The 14,812-nt window shown below is 63.4% G+C and carries 16 protein-coding genes; 11 read left to right on the plus strand and 5 right to left on the minus strand.

All coding sequences use genetic code 11. From position 1 onward, the window contains the following. Positions 1-118: 118 nt before the first annotated feature. Both EC86_RS0119715 and EC86_RS0119720 read right to left on the minus strand, forming a co-directional pair. On the minus strand, positions 119-856 hold the full coding sequence (locus tag EC86_RS0119715; protein ID WP_084181460.1) for a DsbC family protein: 738 nt from the start codon (positions 854-856) through the stop codon (positions 119-121). Positions 857-891: 35 nt separating this feature from the next. Beyond that, positions 892-2,004, minus strand: coding sequence for an FAD-dependent monooxygenase (locus EC86_RS0119720; RefSeq protein WP_029527597.1), 1,113 nt, complete (start codon positions 2,002-2,004; stop codon positions 892-894). 137 nt (positions 2,005-2,141) lie between these two features. On the opposite strand from EC86_RS0119720, the gene EC86_RS0119725 reads away from it, so the two are divergent. From EC86_RS0119725 to EC86_RS0119740, 4 genes are all read left to right on the plus strand, one after another. Further along, positions 2,142-3,050, plus strand: a complete 909-nt coding sequence (locus EC86_RS0119725) for an MOSC domain-containing protein (protein ID WP_029527598.1) — start codon at positions 2,142-2,144, stop codon at positions 3,048-3,050. Between the two features lie 75 nt (positions 3,051-3,125). Beyond that, positions 3,126-4,916 (plus strand): SulP family inorganic anion transporter, encoded by a 1,791-nt coding sequence (locus EC86_RS0119730; protein ID WP_029527599.1) that lies wholly within the window; start codon positions 3,126-3,128, stop codon positions 4,914-4,916. 217 nt (positions 4,917-5,133) lie between these two features. Then, a complete protein-coding gene (gene ychF / locus EC86_RS0119735; RefSeq protein ID WP_029527600.1) occupies positions 5,134-6,225 on the plus strand; it encodes a redox-regulated ATPase YchF in 1,092 nt (363 codons plus the stop codon). Positions 6,226-6,378: 153 nt separating this feature from the next. Continuing rightward, on the plus strand, positions 6,379-7,134 hold the full coding sequence (locus tag EC86_RS0119740) for an RNA pseudouridine synthase (protein ID WP_029527601.1): 756 nt from the start codon (positions 6,379-6,381) through the stop codon (positions 7,132-7,134). 7 nt (positions 7,135-7,141) lie between these two features. On the opposite strand, the gene EC86_RS0119745 is transcribed toward EC86_RS0119740, so the two are convergent. After that, on the minus strand, positions 7,142-7,624 hold the full coding sequence (locus tag EC86_RS0119745; RefSeq protein WP_029527602.1) for a YqaA family protein: 483 nt from the start codon (positions 7,622-7,624) through the stop codon (positions 7,142-7,144). Positions 7,625-7,766: 142 nt separating this feature from the next. On the opposite strand from EC86_RS0119745, the gene dusB reads away from it, so the two are divergent. The 3 genes from dusB to purH are packed head-to-tail and all read left to right on the plus strand — an operon-like array spanning position 7,767 to position 10,718. Beyond that, a complete protein-coding gene (gene dusB / locus EC86_RS0119750; protein ID WP_029527603.1) occupies positions 7,767-8,837 on the plus strand; it encodes a tRNA dihydrouridine synthase DusB in 1,071 nt (356 codons plus the stop codon). Continuing rightward, complete coding sequence (locus EC86_RS0119755) at positions 8,834-9,070, plus strand: helix-turn-helix domain-containing protein (RefSeq protein WP_029527604.1); 237 nt, start codon at positions 8,834-8,836, stop codon at positions 9,068-9,070. Before dusB ends, EC86_RS0119755 begins: the two co-directional genes overlap by 4 nt. Positions 9,071-9,119: 49 nt before the next feature. Next, entirely contained in the window at positions 9,120-10,718 is a 1,599-nt protein-coding gene (gene purH, locus EC86_RS0119760) for a bifunctional phosphoribosylaminoimidazolecarboxamide formyltransferase/IMP cyclohydrolase (protein WP_029527605.1), read from the plus strand. Positions 10,719-10,881: 163 nt separating this feature from the next. Here purH and hemL read toward each other — a convergent pair whose 3' ends face one another. Continuing rightward, on the minus strand, positions 10,882-12,213 hold the full coding sequence (gene hemL / locus EC86_RS0119765) for a glutamate-1-semialdehyde 2,1-aminomutase (RefSeq protein WP_029527606.1): 1,332 nt from the start codon (positions 12,211-12,213) through the stop codon (positions 10,882-10,884). Then, positions 12,194-13,156: a bifunctional hydroxymethylpyrimidine kinase/phosphomethylpyrimidine kinase gene (gene thiD / locus EC86_RS0119770; RefSeq protein ID WP_029527607.1), complete on the minus strand. Its 963-nt coding sequence runs from the start codon at positions 13,154-13,156 to the stop codon at positions 12,194-12,196. Before thiD ends, hemL begins: the two co-directional genes overlap by 20 nt. An 82-nt stretch (positions 13,157-13,238) precedes the next feature. On the opposite strand from thiD, the gene EC86_RS27940 reads away from it, so the two are divergent. The 4 genes from EC86_RS27940 (at position 13,239) to EC86_RS0119785 (ending at position 14,805) form a co-directional block, all read left to right on the plus strand. Beyond that, positions 13,239-13,412, plus strand: coding sequence for a rubredoxin (locus tag EC86_RS27940; RefSeq protein WP_084181462.1), 174 nt, complete (start codon positions 13,239-13,241; stop codon positions 13,410-13,412). A 77-nt stretch (positions 13,413-13,489) separates the two neighbouring features. Then, a complete protein-coding gene (locus EC86_RS0119775) occupies positions 13,490-13,888 on the plus strand; it encodes a response regulator (RefSeq protein WP_029527608.1) in 399 nt (132 codons plus the stop codon). Next, a complete protein-coding gene (locus EC86_RS0119780) occupies positions 13,888-14,253 on the plus strand; it encodes a response regulator transcription factor (RefSeq protein WP_029527609.1) in 366 nt (121 codons plus the stop codon). Before EC86_RS0119775 ends, EC86_RS0119780 begins: the two co-directional genes overlap by 1 nt. Positions 14,254-14,274: 21 nt before the next feature. Continuing rightward, complete coding sequence (locus EC86_RS0119785) at positions 14,275-14,805, plus strand: chemotaxis protein CheW (protein WP_029527610.1); 531 nt, start codon at positions 14,275-14,277, stop codon at positions 14,803-14,805. Positions 14,806-14,812 lie beyond the last annotated feature (7 nt).

A 14,812-nucleotide genomic window follows, 5' to 3' on the forward strand; every position in this document is an offset into this window, starting at 1 on the left:
GGTGGTTACGATCCGGCAGTCTGATTTGCTATGAAAATAGCAGCTGCAAGCGCCTGATGGACAAGCGCTGGAGGCATTATTTGTTTGTAAAAGGCTGGACAATCATCCAGCCCGGGGTTTATTTGCCTGTGGCGCTGGCAAGCTGCTTTTCGATTTCTTGCGCGCTGATGGCGCCTGGCACGCGCGTGCCGTTGGCAAAAAACACCGTCGGCGTGCCGGTGATCTTGTATTTTTTGCTGAAGGCCAGGTTGCGATCCAGCGCGGTGGTGTCGCAGCTGGCCTTGGCCGCTGGCTGGTCGCGCACCATCCAGTCGAGCCAGGCTTTGTTCCTGTCCTTGGCGCACCAGATGTTTTTCGACTTTTCCACCGAGTCCGCGCTCAGGATGGGAATCAGGAAGGTGTGGATCGTCACATCTTCGACCTTTTGCAGGTCGCGCTCGAAGCGTTTGCAGTAGCCGCAGTTGGGGTCTTCAAACACCGCCAGCTTGCGCTTGCCGTTGCCGCGCACCTGGGTGAAGGCGTCTTTCAGCGGCAGCGAATCAAACTCGATGGCGCTGAGTTTCTCGACGCGCTCCTCGGTCAGGTTGCGCTTGGCCCGGGTGTCGATCAGGTTGCCCTGGATCAGGAAGTTGCCTTCGGCGTCAGTGTAGAAAATGTCGCTGTCGTTGACGCGCAGTTCATACAGGCCGTTCATCGGCGTCTTGCTGACTTCATCGATTTTTGAGAGCGCCGGCAGCCGTTCGGCCAGGTTCTTGCGGATCACGGCTTCCTGCGCCAGCGCGGAGCCCAGGGTGCAGGCCAGCAGGCCGGCAAGTCCTGCAAGCCTGAGGCCGGCAGTCAGTCGATGGTGTTTCATGGTGTTCCTGTTATTCAACGAATTCTTCGGGGGCCTTACAGGCCGGCGGCCTGGCGCGTGACCCAGCGCTTGAGCAGGCTGCTGCGCGAGAAACCCTTCATGCCCCAGTTGCGCAGCGCCTGCCAGCGGCCATCGCTCTGGGCGAACAGGCCGTGCAGCCCGTCGGTCACGGCGCCCATGGTGGCCACGTCGGCCTTGCGCGCGCGTTCGTAGCGGCGCAGTAATTTTTCATCGCCCAGGGCGCGCCAGTATTCGCGCTGCGCCAGCACCTCGGCCAGGCAGGCGGCGTCGGCCAGCCCCAGGTTCAGGCCCTGGCCCGACAGCGGATGCACCGTGTGCGCGGCATCGCCGGCCAGTGCCCAGCCGCTGCCGACCCAGTGGCCGGCATTCGACAGCGCCAGCGGCCAGCTGGCGCGCTCGCTGGTCAACTGCAGCTGGCCTGCCTCGGGGCCGCAAATAGCCTGCAGTGCCGCGCAGAACTGCTCCGGCGGCATCTGCTCCAGCGAATCGGCGCGCTCCAGCGACGCTGACCAGACCAGCGCCACGGCGCTCGCGTCGCTGCCGCCCAGCGGCAGCAGCGCCACGATGTCGCCGTTCACGAACCACTGGCGCGCAATGCCCTGGTGCGGCATATCGGCTTCAAGCCGCGCGGCAATGGCTTTTTGCGCATAAGCCTTGACCGTCCACTGCACGCCGAATTCATCGCGGCTGGCGCTTTTCTTGCCTTCGCAAATCACCGTCAGCGCGGCCTTGGCGGGCGCGGTCACCAGTTCGATCTGCGGCTGGTAGCGCACCGCCTGGATCAGCTGCTGCTCCAGCGCGGGTACATCGACGATCCAGGCCAGCGCCTCCTGCGCGACGCTGTCGGCGGTGAAATCGATCTGGCCGCCATCGTCGCCCCAGACCTGCATTTCCCGCACCGGCGTGGCAAACGGCGCATCGGGCCAGACCCGCAGGGCGTCGAGCACCTTGCGCGACGCGCTGTTCAGGGCATAGGCGCGCACATCATCGGCAGCGGGCAGTTCGCCCGGCGCCTGCTGAGGCCGGCTGACCAGGGCGATGCGCAGACGCTCGCGCGCCAGCAGCAGCGCCAGGGTGCGGCCCACCACGCCGTCGCCACGAATACAGACATCAAAGGTTTTGGACATGCCCCATTTTAGGAGGCAGTGCAGAATCATTGCTTTGCAGGGCTGGAGTGAAGGTTGAAGCGCGAGGAATTTCCCTGTGGCAGCCCTCAAAACGGCAAGGACTGGATATAAAAGTGAACGATTCATTGAACGAAACCGTGCCGGACAAGGCAGACGCTGCAGCGCAAGGCAAGCCTTCCGACTTGGCCGCCATCATCACCGGGCTTTACGTCTATCCGGTCAAGTCCTGCGCCGGCGTTCAGGTGCAGCAGGCCATCGTGCTTGATACGGGGCTCGAATTCGACCGCGCCTGGATGGTGGTGGACGGCAACGGCCATTTCCTGACGCAGCGCGAGCTGCCGCGCATGGCGCTCATCAAGCCGCAGCTCAGGCGTTTCGAGATGATCCTGCGCGCGCCCGGCATGCTGGCGCTGCACATCGCGCTGGACCAGGTCGAAGCCCCGGCGCGGGTCAGGATCTGGAATGAAGACGTGACCGCCTTCGACATGGGGCCGATTGCCGCCCAGTGGTTCACCGACTTTCTGGGCGTTCCGGCCCGGATGGTGCGCTTTGACCCGGACCACCAGCGCATCAGCAATCTGGACTGGACCGGTGGCGCCCTGGCCCTGAACCAGTTCAACGACGGTTATCCGGTGCTGGTCATCAGCCAGGCGTCGCTGGACCAGTTCAATGACAAGCTGGCCGCCCGGGGCTTTGCCGCCGTCGGCATGGAGCGCTTTCGCCCCAACATCGTGCTGGGCGATGCACCGGGCGAAGTGGCCTTGGCGCCGCATGACGAAGACCGGCTTGAGGAGTTCCAGGTTGACACCGGGCAAGGCCCGGTCCGCCTCAAACCGGTCAAGCCGTGCGCGCGCTGCCCGATCCCCGACATCGACCCGGCCACCGCCGCCAGCAGTCATGAGGTCGGCGACACGCTGCAAGGCTACCGCCAGGATGCGCGGCTCAAGGGCGCGGTGACCTTCGGCATGAACGCCATCGTGCTTGCCGGCATCGACCATCTGCTCAGGGTTGGCCAGCCGGTTGGCGCCAACTACCGGTTTGAGTGATTTCCTGCCATCTCCGCTATCCGCTACCCGGCCGTCCCGTGTTTTTGACGGGCGGCTGACCGTCCGACCCAGTTGATGAGCGATTCCACACCCCCGTCCGCACCGCCGGAACATGCCCGCTTGGCGCGCCCCGCGCCAGCGACCGGCTGGCTGCGCTGGCTGCCGGGTTTGCGGGCCTTGCGCCACTACCAGATGGCCTGGCTGCGCCATGACCTGGTGGCCGGCCTGGTGCTGACCACCGTGCTGGTGCCGGTCGGCATCGCGTATGCGGTGGCGTCCGGCCTGCCGGCCATTTCGGGGCTGTACGCGACCATCTTCGGCCTGCTGGCCTACGCGCTGTTCGGCCCCAGCCGGGTGCTGGTGCTGGGCCCGGATTCTTCGCTCGTGGCCCTCATCCTGGGCGTCGTGCTGCCACTGTCCGGGGGCGATCCGCAGCGTGCGCTGGCGCTGGCGGGAATGATGGCGGTGGTTTCCGGCGTCCTGTGCATCGCGGCGGGCTCGGCGCGTTTGGGCTTTGTCACCGAACTGCTCTCCAAGCCGATCCGCTACGGCTACATGAACGGCATTGCGCTGACCGTGCTGGTCAGCCAGCTGCCTGCGCTGTTCGGCTTTTCGGTCCGGGGCGACGGGCTGCTGGACAAAACCCTGGCGTTTGGCCAGGCAGTCATGGCCGGCAGGACCAACGGGGCCGCGCTGCTGCTCGGCTTGTGTACGTTGGCGGTGATTTTCGGGCTCAAGCGCAGCAAACGCCTGCCGGGCGTGCTGATCGCCGTGGTCGGCGCGACCGCCACCGTCGCCGCACTGGACCTGGCCACGCGCGCGGGCGTGTCGGTCCTCGGTGCGCTTCCCCAGGGATTGCCAGCGCTGGCGTTTCCCTTGATCTCGTCCAGCGACATCTTCCCCGTCCTGCTCGGGGGACTGGCCGTGGCGCTGGTGTCGTTTGCCGACACCAGCGTGCTGTCGCGCGTGTATGCAGCGCGCGCAGGCACTTTTGTCGACCCGAACCAGGAAATGGTCGGCCTGGGGATGGCGAACCTGGCGGCGGGCATCTTCCAGGGCTTTCCGATCAGCGCGAGCGCTTCGCGCACGCCGGTGGCCGAGGCGGCCGGGGCCAGGACCCAGCTGGCGGGCGTCGTCGGGGCCGTCGCGGTGGCCGGGCTGCTGCTGGTGGCGCCCAGCCTGCTCGGCAACCTGCCCACCGCCACGCTGGCCGCCGTGGTGATTGCTTCGGCCATCGCGCTGATCGAGGTCCAGGACCTGCGCCGCATCTACCGCATCCAGCGCTGGGAGTTCTGGCTGTCCATCGCCTGCATGGCCGGCGTGGCGGTGCTCGGTGCCATCGAGGGCATCGCCCTGGCGATCGTGATGGCCGTCATCGAGTTCCTGTGGGACGGCTGGCGCCCGCATTTCGCGGTGCTGGGCCGGGTCGATGGCGTCAAGGGCTACCACGACATCAGCCGCTACCCGCACGCCCGCATCGTTCCGGGGCTGGTGCTGTTCCGCTGGGATGCGCCGCTGTTCTTCGCCAATGCCGAGCTGTTCCGGGACCATGCGCTGGACGCCGTGGCCGCGTCGCCGACACCCGTGCGCTGGCTGGTCGTCAGCGCCGAGCCGGTCACCAGCGTGGATGTCACCGCCGCTGACATGCTGGAAGAACTCGACCGCACCTTGCGCGCCGCCGGCATCGAGCTGTGCTTTGCGGAAATGAAGGACCCGGTCAAGGACAAGCTCAAGCGTTTCGGTCTTTTCTCGACGCTGGGCGAGCAGCGCTTCTTTGCCACGCTGGGCCAGGCCGTGAGCGGCTATCTCAAGGCCATGCAGGTGCCGTGGGTGGACTGGGAAGACCGGGAGGGCGGGAAAGGATGAATCGGTGCGGCCCGCCGCGCGAGCCCGGGCCTGACGACTCATTACAATTGCCGCAGTTCTTTCCGGACAAAACCCGGTACAAAGCCGGGTACATGCACAGGGTCCGGACGGGGTTGTCCCCAGCCCTGAAGCCTCCTGCAGGTCCACGTCGGGCCGCTCCACGACATCGCCTGGTGCTCGGCGGGGGCAATGGCGTAATGATTTCTAAGGAATATTGATGAGTTTGAAGTGCGGCATCGTTGGCTTGCCCAACGTCGGAAAATCCACCCTGTTCAATGCGTTGACCAAAGCGGGCATCGCAGCGGAAAACTACCCTTTCTGCACTATAGAGCCCAATGTGGGCATCGTCGAGGTGCCTGACGCGCGGCTCGATGCGCTGTCGGCCATCGTCAACCCGCAAAAGGTCCAGCGCGCGATTGTCGAGTTTGTCGATATTGCCGGCCTGGTTGCCGGCGCGAGCACCGGCGAAGGCCTGGGCAACAAGTTCTTGGCGCACATCCGCGAAACCGACGCCATTGTCAACGTGGTGCGCTGCTTTGAAGACGACAACGTGATCCACGTCGCCGGCAAGGTCGATCCGATCGACGACATCGAGGTGATCCAGACCGAACTGTGCCTGGCCGACCTGGCGGCGGTCGAAAAAGCCCTGCACCGCGTGGGCAAGCTCGCCCGCTCGGGCGACAAGGACTCGGCCAAGCTCGTCGCCATCCTGGAGAAATGCCAGGCCGCGCTGAACGAAGCCAGGCCGGTGCGCACGCTCGACTTCAGCAAGGACGAGCTGCCGCTGCTGCAGCAATTTTTCCTGATCACCGCCAAGCCGGCGATGTTCGTCGCCAACGTGGCCGAGGACGGTTTCGAGAACAACCCCTTCCTCGACCGGCTGAAAGCCTACGCCGAGTCGCAGAACGCGCCGGTGGTCGCCATCAGCGCCAAGATGGAAGCCGAGATGGCCGAGATGGACGACGAAGACCGCCAGATGTTCCTCGAAGAACTCGGCCAGAGCGAGCCGGGCTTGAGTCGCCTGATCCGCGCCGCCTACAAGCTGCTCGGCCTGCAGACCTATTTCACCGCCGGCGTGAAGGAGGTGCGCGCCTGGACCATCCATGTCGGCGACACCGGCCCGCAGGCCGCCGGCGTGATCCACACCGATTTCGAGAAGGGCTACATCCGCGCCCAGACCATCGCGTTTGACGACTTCATCGCCTTCAAGGGCGAGCAGGGCGCCAAGGACGCGGGCAAGATGCGCGCCGAAGGCAAGGAATACGTCGTCAAGGATGGCGACGTGATGAACTTCCTGTTCAGCTCCTGAAGCCTGCACTGGCGGGCGGCTCCCGGAAGCTACCGGCGCCTGCCAATTTTTAAGCATTATTGGCTATTTGCGCACTATTCACGGGCGCAAGTAGCTATTTATTTGATAGCGTTCAGTTTTATTTCAACCGGACACACCAGGACGCCTGCAGCCATGACCGAACCGGTACGACTCGCCAAACGCCTCGCTGAAATGCTGGCTTGCTCACGCCGCGAGGCCGAACAGTACATCGAGGGCGGCTTTGTCACGGTCGATGGCGTGGTGGTGGAAGAGCCCCAGTTCCGCGTCGGCAACCAGGCCATCGTGGTGTCGCCCGACGCCAGCCTGCTGGCCTTGACGCCGGTGACCATCCTGCTGCACAAGCCGGCCGGCTACGAAGCCAGCATTCCGCCGGGCGACGCCAATGCCTCCGCCGGCAAGACTGCCGCCCGGCTGCTGACGGCCGCCAACCATGCCTCCGATGACCGTTCGGGCATCCGGCCTTTGAGAAAGCATTTCTCCGGCGCCGAACTGCTCACGCCGCTGGCGACGGCGGCCAGCGGACTGGTGGTCTTTTCCGGCGACTGGCGCGTGGTGCGCAAGCTGCGCGAAGACGCCCGGGTGCTGGAACACGAGGTGGTGGTCGAGGTCAGCGGCGAGGTCAAGCCCGGCGGCCTGGAACGCCTGAACCGCATCGACCATGGCTTTACCTACCGGGGCGCGCTGCTGCCGCCGGCCAAGGTCAGCTGGCAGAGCGAAAAGCGGCTGCGCTTTGCGCTCAAGGGCGAAGTGCCCGGCCAGATCGCCTACATGTGCGATGGCGTGGGCTTGAAGATTGAATCGATGAAGCGGCTGCGCGTCGGACGCATGCCGCTCAGCCAGTTGCCTCCTGGCCAGTGGCGCTACCTGATGCCCTACGAGCGCTTTTGAACCAGGCTCAATTGCCGATCACGCCCGGGAATGCCCAGATCAGGCTGCCGGTCATCAAAAAATAACGCATGAACTTGCCGACGGCCATGTAGGCCAGGCACGGCCAGAATGGAAACTTCAGCCAGCCAGCCACGGCGCACAGCGGGTCGCCGACGACGGGCAGCCAGGCCAGCAAACAAGCCTTGGGGCCGAGCTTTTCCAGCCAGCGCACGGCGCGGCCGTGGTGCGATGAATGCGTGTACTTGTCGGCCACCCGGTGCGCGCCAAAGCCAATCCACCAGTCCAGCGCGCCGCCCAGCGTGTTGCCGGCGGTGGCGACCAGCACGGCCGGCCAGAACATCGCCGGGTTGAGCTTGACCAGCCCGAAGACCACCGGCTCGGAGCCCAGCGGCAGCAGCGTCGCCGAGATGAATGAGACGATAAATACCGTGCTCAGCCCGAATTCGGGCAGCGCCAGCAGTTCGATCAGGTGTTGAATCCAGGCTTGCATAGGGGCCTGAGTATAGGCAGGCCAGGCGCCGCAAGCTGGCGCCCTGGATTTACAAATTTCGCGCCCGGATTTCAAGTGCTGAAATTTTGGGCAGCTACAATCGTGCCTCCTTTTTCGGCAACCCCCAGGCTTTCACTCCCCCATGAACATCGGTCCCTATGCCTTGGCAAACAATGTGTTTGTCGCGCCCATGGCCGGCGTCACGGACCGGCCATTCCGCCAGCTGTGCAAGAAGCTTGGCGCCGGCTACGCGGTCAGCGAGATGGTGACTTCGCGCCGCGATTTGTGGGACACGCTGAAAACCTCGCGCCGCGCCAACCATGACGGCGAAGCGGCGCCGATTGCCGTGCAGATCGCCGGCACCGACGCGCAAATGATGGCCGACGCCGCCGCCTACAACCTCGACCGGGGCGCGCAGATCATCGACATCAACATGGGTTGCCCGGCCAAGAAGGTCTGCAACAAATGGGCCGGTTCGGCACTGATGCAGGACGAAACCCTGGCGCTGCAGATCATTGAGGCGGTGGTGGCCGCCTGCCAGCCGCATGGTGTTCCGGTCACGCTCAAGATGCGCACCGGCTGGGCGCAAACCCACAAGAATGCCTTGACGATTGCCCGCGCCGCCGAAAGCGCCGGCGTGCAGATGATCGCCGTGCATGGCCGAACCCGCGAGCAGGGCTACAAGGGCCTGGCCGAATACGACACCATCGCCGAGGTCAAGGCCGCGCTGCGCATCCCGGTGGTGGCCAACGGCGACATCGACAGCCCGGAAAAAGCGCGCGACGTGCTGGTCTACACCGGCGCCGATGCGCTGATGGTCGGCCGCGCCGCGCAGGGCCGGCCCTGGATTTTTCGCGAGCTGACGCATTTCCTGGCGACCGGCCGCCACCTGGCGCCGCCGCTGGTCGCCGACGTCAAGCGCCTGCTGCTCGACCACCTGCTCGACCATTACCAGCTCTACGGCGAATATTCTGGCGTGCGCACGGCGCGCAAGCACATTGGCTGGTATGTCCGGACGCTGCCCGGCGGGGAGGCGTTTCGCGGCCGCATGAACGCCCTGGAGGATTGCCGTGCGCAACTGGAAGCGGTGAACGAATTTTTTGACGGCCTGGGCGAGCGCATGGACCGCATCCCGGCCGCTTTGCATGACCCCAATGCCACGGTAGAAGAATTGATGAACAACGATAAAAAGAAGGAGGAAGCTGCACCATGAGCAAAATCAACCTGGAGGAATGTGTGCGTACCAGCCTGGAAGGCTATTTCACCGACCTCGGCGGCACCGCGCCGGGCGGCATGTACGACATGATGGTCCGCGTGGTCGAAAAGCCTCTGCTGGAAGTGGTCATGCAGCATGCCGAGCAAAACCAGTCGCGCGCCGCCGAATGGCTGGGCCTGAACCGCAACACCCTGCGCAAGAAGCTGGTCGAGCACAAGCTCATCAAGTAGGCCGGTTTTCTCCAGACCCGTTACTCTGTTTTCCCCACAAAAGAACCCCATGAACGCCCTGATTTCCGTTTCCGACAAAACCGGCATCCTTGAATTCGCCCAGGCGCTGCACGCGCTGGGCATCAAGCTGCTGTCCACCGGCGGCACCGCCAAACTGCTGGCGGACGCCGGCCTGCCCGTGACCGAAGTGGCCGACCACACCGGTTTTCCGGAAATGCTGGACGGCCGGGTCAAGACGCTGCACCCGAAAGTCCACGGCGGCCTGCTGGCGCGGCGCGACCTGCCCGAGCACATGGCGGCGCTGCAAACCCACGGCATCGACACCATCGACCTGCTCGTGGTCAACCTCTACCCGTTTGAATCGACCGTGGCCAAGCCCGGCTGCACGCTGGAAGACGCGATTGAAAACATCGACATCGGTGGCCCGGCCATGGTGCGCTCGGCGGCCAAGAACTGGAAGGATGTCGGCGTGCTGACCGACGCGTCGCAATACGCCAGCGTGCTGGCCGAACTGCAGGCCGACGGCAAGCTCACCGACCAGACCAAATTTGCCCTGTCGGTCGCCGCGTTCAACCGCATCAGCCAGTACGACGGCGCCATCAGCGACTATTTGTCGTCGGTCACGTTTGACGCCGGCAAGCTCGCTCCGGACTATGTGCCCGAGCGCGCGCTGTTCGCCGGCCAGTCCAACAGCCAGTTCACCAAGCTGCAGGACCTGCGCTACGGCGAAAACGCGCACCAGCAGGCCGCGCTGTACCGCGATTTGCACCCGGCGCCGGGCTCGCTGGTCACCGCAAAACAACTGCAGGGCAAGGAACTGTCGTACAACAACATCGCCGACGCCGACGCCGCCTGGGAGTGTGTCAAGAGCTTCAGCGAATCGGCCTGTGTCATCGTCAAGCATGCCAACCCCTGCGGCGTGGCCGTGGGCGCCGATGCACTGGAGGCTTACAGCAAGGCCTTCAAGACCGACCCGACCTCGGCATTTGGCGGCATTATTGCCCTCAACCGCACGGTGGACGAGCGCGCGGCGCTACAAATTTCGAAGCAGTTCGTCGAAGTGCTGATGGCGCCAAGCTTCACGCCCGAGGCGCTGGAAGTGTTCAAGACCAAGGTCAACGTGCGGATCCTGCAGATCGACCTGCCGCCCGGCGGCGCGACCGCCTGGGCGCAGGGCCGCAACCTGATCGACATCAAGCGCGTCGGTTCGGGCCTCCTGATGCAGACCGCCGACAACCATGAGCTGCAGCTTTCCGACCTGAAGGTGGTCAGCAAGCTCCAGCCCACGCCCGGGCAGCTGCAGGACCTGCTGTTCGCCTGGACCGTCGCCAAGTACGTCAAGTCCAACGCCATCGTGTTCTGCGCCGGCGGCATGACCATGGGCGTCGGCGCCGGCCAGATGAGCCGCCTCGATTCGGCGCGCATCGCCAGCATCAAGGCTGAGCACGCCGGCCTGTCGCTCAAGGGCACGGCGGTGGCGAGCGATGCGTTCTTCCCGTTCCGCGACGGGCTTGACGTGGTGGTCGATGCCGGCGCGACGTGCGTGATTCAGCCCGGCGGCTCGATGCGCGACCAGGAAGTGATCGATGCCGCCGACGAGCGCGGCGTGGTCATGGTCCTGAGCGGCGTGCGCCATTTCAGGCATTGAGCCTGGCGCTGGCGAATCGCTGGCCTGGAATCAAAAAAAGCGGCCGTGGCCGCTTTTTTTATAAGAAAGAAGGTGTTTGCGCACGCTGGGTATGCGCAAGCAGCTATTTTATTCATAGCAAGCAACGGCGCGTGGATGATTCCACCCCAACCGTTACTCCCGTTCAGAGGCTAGAGAAAAACCGGCTTGCCGCGTCCACCGTGGCGTCGATGTCCTCGGCCGTGTGCGCCGCGCTGACAAAGCCGGCTTCGTAGAGCGCAGGCGCGTAATACACGCCGCTGTCGAGCATGGCGTGGAAAAAGCGGTTGAAGGCCGGGCCGTCTGTCTTCATGACCTGCGGATAGTTCTGCGGCAGCGTGCCCAGCAGGAAAAAGCCGAACATGCCGCCTTCGCTGTCGCCGCAAAAAGGCACGCCGGCCTGATGCGCCGCATTCGTCAGGCCCTCCACAAGGCTGCTGGTGCGCGCGCCCAGCGCCTCGTAAAAACCAGGTTTCTGGATTTCGCGCAGCGTGGCCAGGCCACAGGCGGTGGCGATCGGGTTGCCCGACAGGGTTCCCGCCTGGTAAACCCCGCCAATGGGCGCCAGATGTTCCATCACGGCGCGGGTTCCGCCAAAGGCCGCCATCGGCATGCCGCCGCCAATCACCTTGCCCAGCGCGGTCAGGTCCGGCTTGAAGCCTGGAATGCTTTGCGCATAGACGCTTTGCGCGCCGCCCAGCGCCACCCGAAAGCCGGTCATCACCTCGTCGAACACCAGCAGCGTGTCGTATTGCGTGCAGAGTTCGCGGCAGCGCTGGATGAACGGGACGCTGGCGCGCACGAAGTTCATGTTGCCGGCAATCGGCTCGATCATCAGGCAGGCAATTTCCCGGCCATGCAGCGAAAAGGCTTCTTCGAGCTGGGCGATGTGGTTGTATTCCAGCACCAGGGTGTCCTTGACCACCTCGGGCGGAACGCCGGCGCTGGTCGGGCTGCCGAAGGTCGCCAGGCCCGAGCCGGCCTTGACCAGCAGGGCGTCGGAGTGGCCGTGGTAGCAGCCTTCGAACTTGATGATCTTGTTGCGCCCGGTTGCGCCGCGCGCCAGCCGGATCACGCTCATCGTCGCCTCGGTGCCGGAACTGACCAGCCGCACCATTTCGATCGACGGCACGAGCTTGACGATTTCCTCGGCCATCTCGACTTCGCGCTCGGTCGGCGCGCCGTAGGAAAAGCCTTCGAGCACGGCTTTCTGCACGGCTTCCACCACCGCCGGATGGCCATGGCCCAGGATCATCGGCCCCCACGAGCCGATGTAGTCGATGTAGCGCTGGCCGTCGGCGTCCCAGAAGTAGGCGCCCTGCGCGCGTTGTATAAAGCGCGGGGTGCCGCCTACGGCCCTGAAGGCCCGGACCGGCGAGTTGACGCCGCCGGGAATCAGTTTTTGGGCGCGTTCGAACAGGGATGCGTTGCGGGACATGGTCGTGGAGAGAGGAGGCTTAGTGTTTGGTTGTTCCATTGGGGGGGAATTCGAGAGGTGGATGGGAAGTCAGGTCGGCATCGTCGGTGCCAGCGGCCGTTTCGTCGTCAGGCTCTTCATCGAGCTCGGCCTGCGCCCAGAACAGGCGGTCCGGAATGATATGGCCCATGCCGGGGTGAAAGCCGGCGTCCAGGCTGTGGTCCAGGTAGGTCAGCGCTTCGGACGTGGCGGCCTGCAGGTCGTGGCCGTTGGCCAGCAGGGCACACAGGGCGGCCGACAGCGTTTCGCCAGCCCCTTCGAAAACCGCCTCGAAACGCTCGAATTTTTCGCTGTAAAGCACGGCCTGCGGCGTGGCGAGCACGTTGTCGATGAACTGGTCCGGCAGCGGCATGCCGGTCACCAGCGTGTAGGGAACGCCCAGCGCGGCAGCCGCCTTGGCGATGTCGCGGGCCGATGGGCTGCGTTCGGTGGACCAGTCGGGCAGCAGCCAGCGCCAAAGCGTGCTGTGATTGCCGATCAACAGGGTAACTTGCGGCAGCATCAGTTCGCGAAAGGCATCGAGGTAGCTGTCGATCTCGCTTTCGTCCCACCAGGACAGGCTGGGCATGTAGGCCACCAGTGGCACGTCCGAGTAGTCGGATGCAATCTCGGCAATCGTGCTGATGTTCTCCGGACTGCCGACAAAACCGACCTTGATGGCGGCCACCGGCATGTCTTCCAGCGCGGCGCGGGCCTGCTCGGTGACGGCCTCGTCGTCAAACGCCAAGTGGTCGAATATTTCCGCCGTGTCGCGCAGGTACGTGCCCGTGACGATGGCCAGTGGATGGGCGCCTGCCGACGTGATGGCCGTGATGTCCGCCGTGAGGCCGCCTGCGCCGCTCGGGTCATTGGCGTTGAACGTCATGACGCACGCCGGGGACGCATCGCTGTCCTCGATCTGGAGTTGCCGGCTGTCCAGTTCAGGTGTGTGGAGGTTTGCCATAGACTATGATTTTGCCCTGTGCGCAAATTAGCAACACCATCTAGATACAATTGTTGCATTCTATTTGAAGGCAATTTAAGCTGTGACTCAATCAATGACCTGGATGTGTTTGATCTGTGGGTGGATTTACGATGAGGCGCTGGGTTCGCCCGAACATGGCATTGCTGCGGGTACGCCATGGAGCCAGGTTCCGATGAACTGGACATGTCCTGAATGCGGGGCACGCAAGGAAGACTTTGAAATGGTTCAGATGTAGGCATCAGGCTTGCTTGCTGAAAAACATGGCCACAGTGAATCCAACTGCTTCGGCGGCTGCAAAACAGGAGTAACACAGTGAGCATTTCCAGTTCCAGTTTGAAGGTATTGGTCATCGACGACAGCAATACGATCAGGCGCAGCGCAGAAATCTTCCTCAAGCAGGGAGGCCATGAGGTGTTGCTCTCGGAAGACGGCTTTGATGCCCTGTCCAAGGTCAATGACTTCGAGCCCGACCTCATTTTTTGCGACATCCTGATGCCACGCCTCGATGGCTACCAGACCTGTGCAATTATCAAACGCAATGCCAAATTTTCGAATGTGCCGATTGTGATGCTGTCGTCCAAGGATGGCGTATTCGACAAGGCACGCGGACGCATGGCGGGCTCGCAGGACTACCTGACCAAGCCATTCACCAAAGATCAACTGCTGCAAACCGTACAGGCTTTGGGCTCTGCAAAACAAAGGGAAATTTAATGGCAATCAATAAAGTGCTGGTGGTGGACGACTCGAAAACCGAATTGATGTTCCTGACCGATTTGCTGGTGAAAAACGGCTTCAGCGTCAAGACAGCGGAAAATGCGGAAGACGCTTTTCGCCGGCTGGCCGAGGAAAAGCCGGAGTTGATTCTCATGGATGTGGTCATGCCTGGTCAAAACGGCTTCCAGCTGACCCGCGCCATCGCGCGTGACCCTCTGTATGCGGATATCCCCATCATGATGTGCACCAGTAAAAACCAGGAAACCGACCGGGTCTGGGGCATGCGCCAGGGTGCGCGTGACTACATCACCAAACCGGTCAATGCCAGCGAACTAATGGCCAAAATCAAGGCTCTTGGTTAAGATTTGGCGTAAAACCACACCATGGCAAACAGACAAGCCCTCAAAGAGTTGCAAATGCGTTTGGCAGAGCGATTGCAGCTTGCCAAAACACAGGGCATCGCGCCCTCTTGGCTGGCCGTCGAGGCTGGTGAGAAAAAATACCTTTTCCCGCTGGACCAGTCAGGAGAAATTTTTCCCTGGGCCGGAGTCCAGCCGGTTTCCTACACACATTCCTGGTTTCTGGGTGTGGCCAGCTTGCGCGGCGGTCTTTATGGCGTGGTGGATCTGGCCGGATTTGTATGCGGACAGGCATCCGGTTCCAGAAATGAACTTGCTCGCACCGAGTCGCGCCTGGTTTCGCTCAATAGCGCTCTTGAAGTCAATTGTGTCTTGCGGATCGACAAACTGGCAGGCCTGCGCAAGCAGGATGACTTCATCGATTTTTCTGCTCCCGAGGCCGGCGCCGGTGCATTTTTTGGAAACCAGTACATCGATCTCAATGGCGCTAGCTGGCAGGAAATCAATCTGCAGCTGCTTGCGCAACAGGTTGATTTCCTGACCATTGCCGCCTAGTGCATCT

The sequence above is a fragment of the Polaromonas glacialis genome (assembly GCF_000709345.1).
GTDB classification, from domain to species: domain Bacteria; phylum Pseudomonadota; class Gammaproteobacteria; order Burkholderiales; family Burkholderiaceae_C; genus Polaromonas; species Polaromonas glacialis.

What these genes read in the sequence shown, in the direction of transcription:
- EC86_RS0119715 (WP_084181460.1), bottom strand. Translation starts at nt 856, where the DNA reads ATGAAACACCATCGACTGACTGCCGGCCTCAGGCTTGCAGGACTTGCC.
- EC86_RS0119720 (WP_029527597.1), bottom strand. Translation starts at nt 2,004, where the DNA reads ATGTCCAAAACCTTTGATGTCTGTATTCGTGGCGACGGCGTGGTGGGC.
- EC86_RS0119730 (WP_029527599.1), top strand. Translation starts at nt 3,126, where the DNA reads ATGAGCGATTCCACACCCCCGTCCGCACCGCCGGAACATGCCCGCTTG.
- ychF (WP_029527600.1), top strand. Translation starts at nt 5,134, where the DNA reads ATGAGTTTGAAGTGCGGCATCGTTGGCTTGCCCAACGTCGGAAAATCC.
- EC86_RS0119740 (WP_029527601.1), top strand. Translation starts at nt 6,379, where the DNA reads ATGACCGAACCGGTACGACTCGCCAAACGCCTCGCTGAAATGCTGGCT.
- EC86_RS0119745 (WP_029527602.1), bottom strand. Translation starts at nt 7,624, where the DNA reads ATGCAAGCCTGGATTCAACACCTGATCGAACTGCTGGCGCTGCCCGAA.
- dusB (WP_029527603.1), top strand. Translation starts at nt 7,767, where the DNA reads ATGAACATCGGTCCCTATGCCTTGGCAAACAATGTGTTTGTCGCGCCC.
- EC86_RS0119755 (WP_029527604.1), top strand. Translation starts at nt 8,834, where the DNA reads ATGAGCAAAATCAACCTGGAGGAATGTGTGCGTACCAGCCTGGAAGGC.
- purH (WP_029527605.1), top strand. Translation starts at nt 9,120, where the DNA reads ATGAACGCCCTGATTTCCGTTTCCGACAAAACCGGCATCCTTGAATTC.
- hemL (WP_029527606.1), bottom strand. Translation starts at nt 12,213, where the DNA reads ATGGAACAACCAAACACTAAGCCTCCTCTCTCCACGACCATGTCCCGC.
- thiD (WP_029527607.1), bottom strand. Translation starts at nt 13,156, where the DNA reads ATGGCAAACCTCCACACACCTGAACTGGACAGCCGGCAACTCCAGATC.
- EC86_RS0119780 (WP_029527609.1), top strand. Translation starts at nt 13,888, where the DNA reads ATGGCAATCAATAAAGTGCTGGTGGTGGACGACTCGAAAACCGAATTG.
- EC86_RS0119785 (WP_029527610.1), top strand. Translation starts at nt 14,275, where the DNA reads ATGGCAAACAGACAAGCCCTCAAAGAGTTGCAAATGCGTTTGGCAGAG.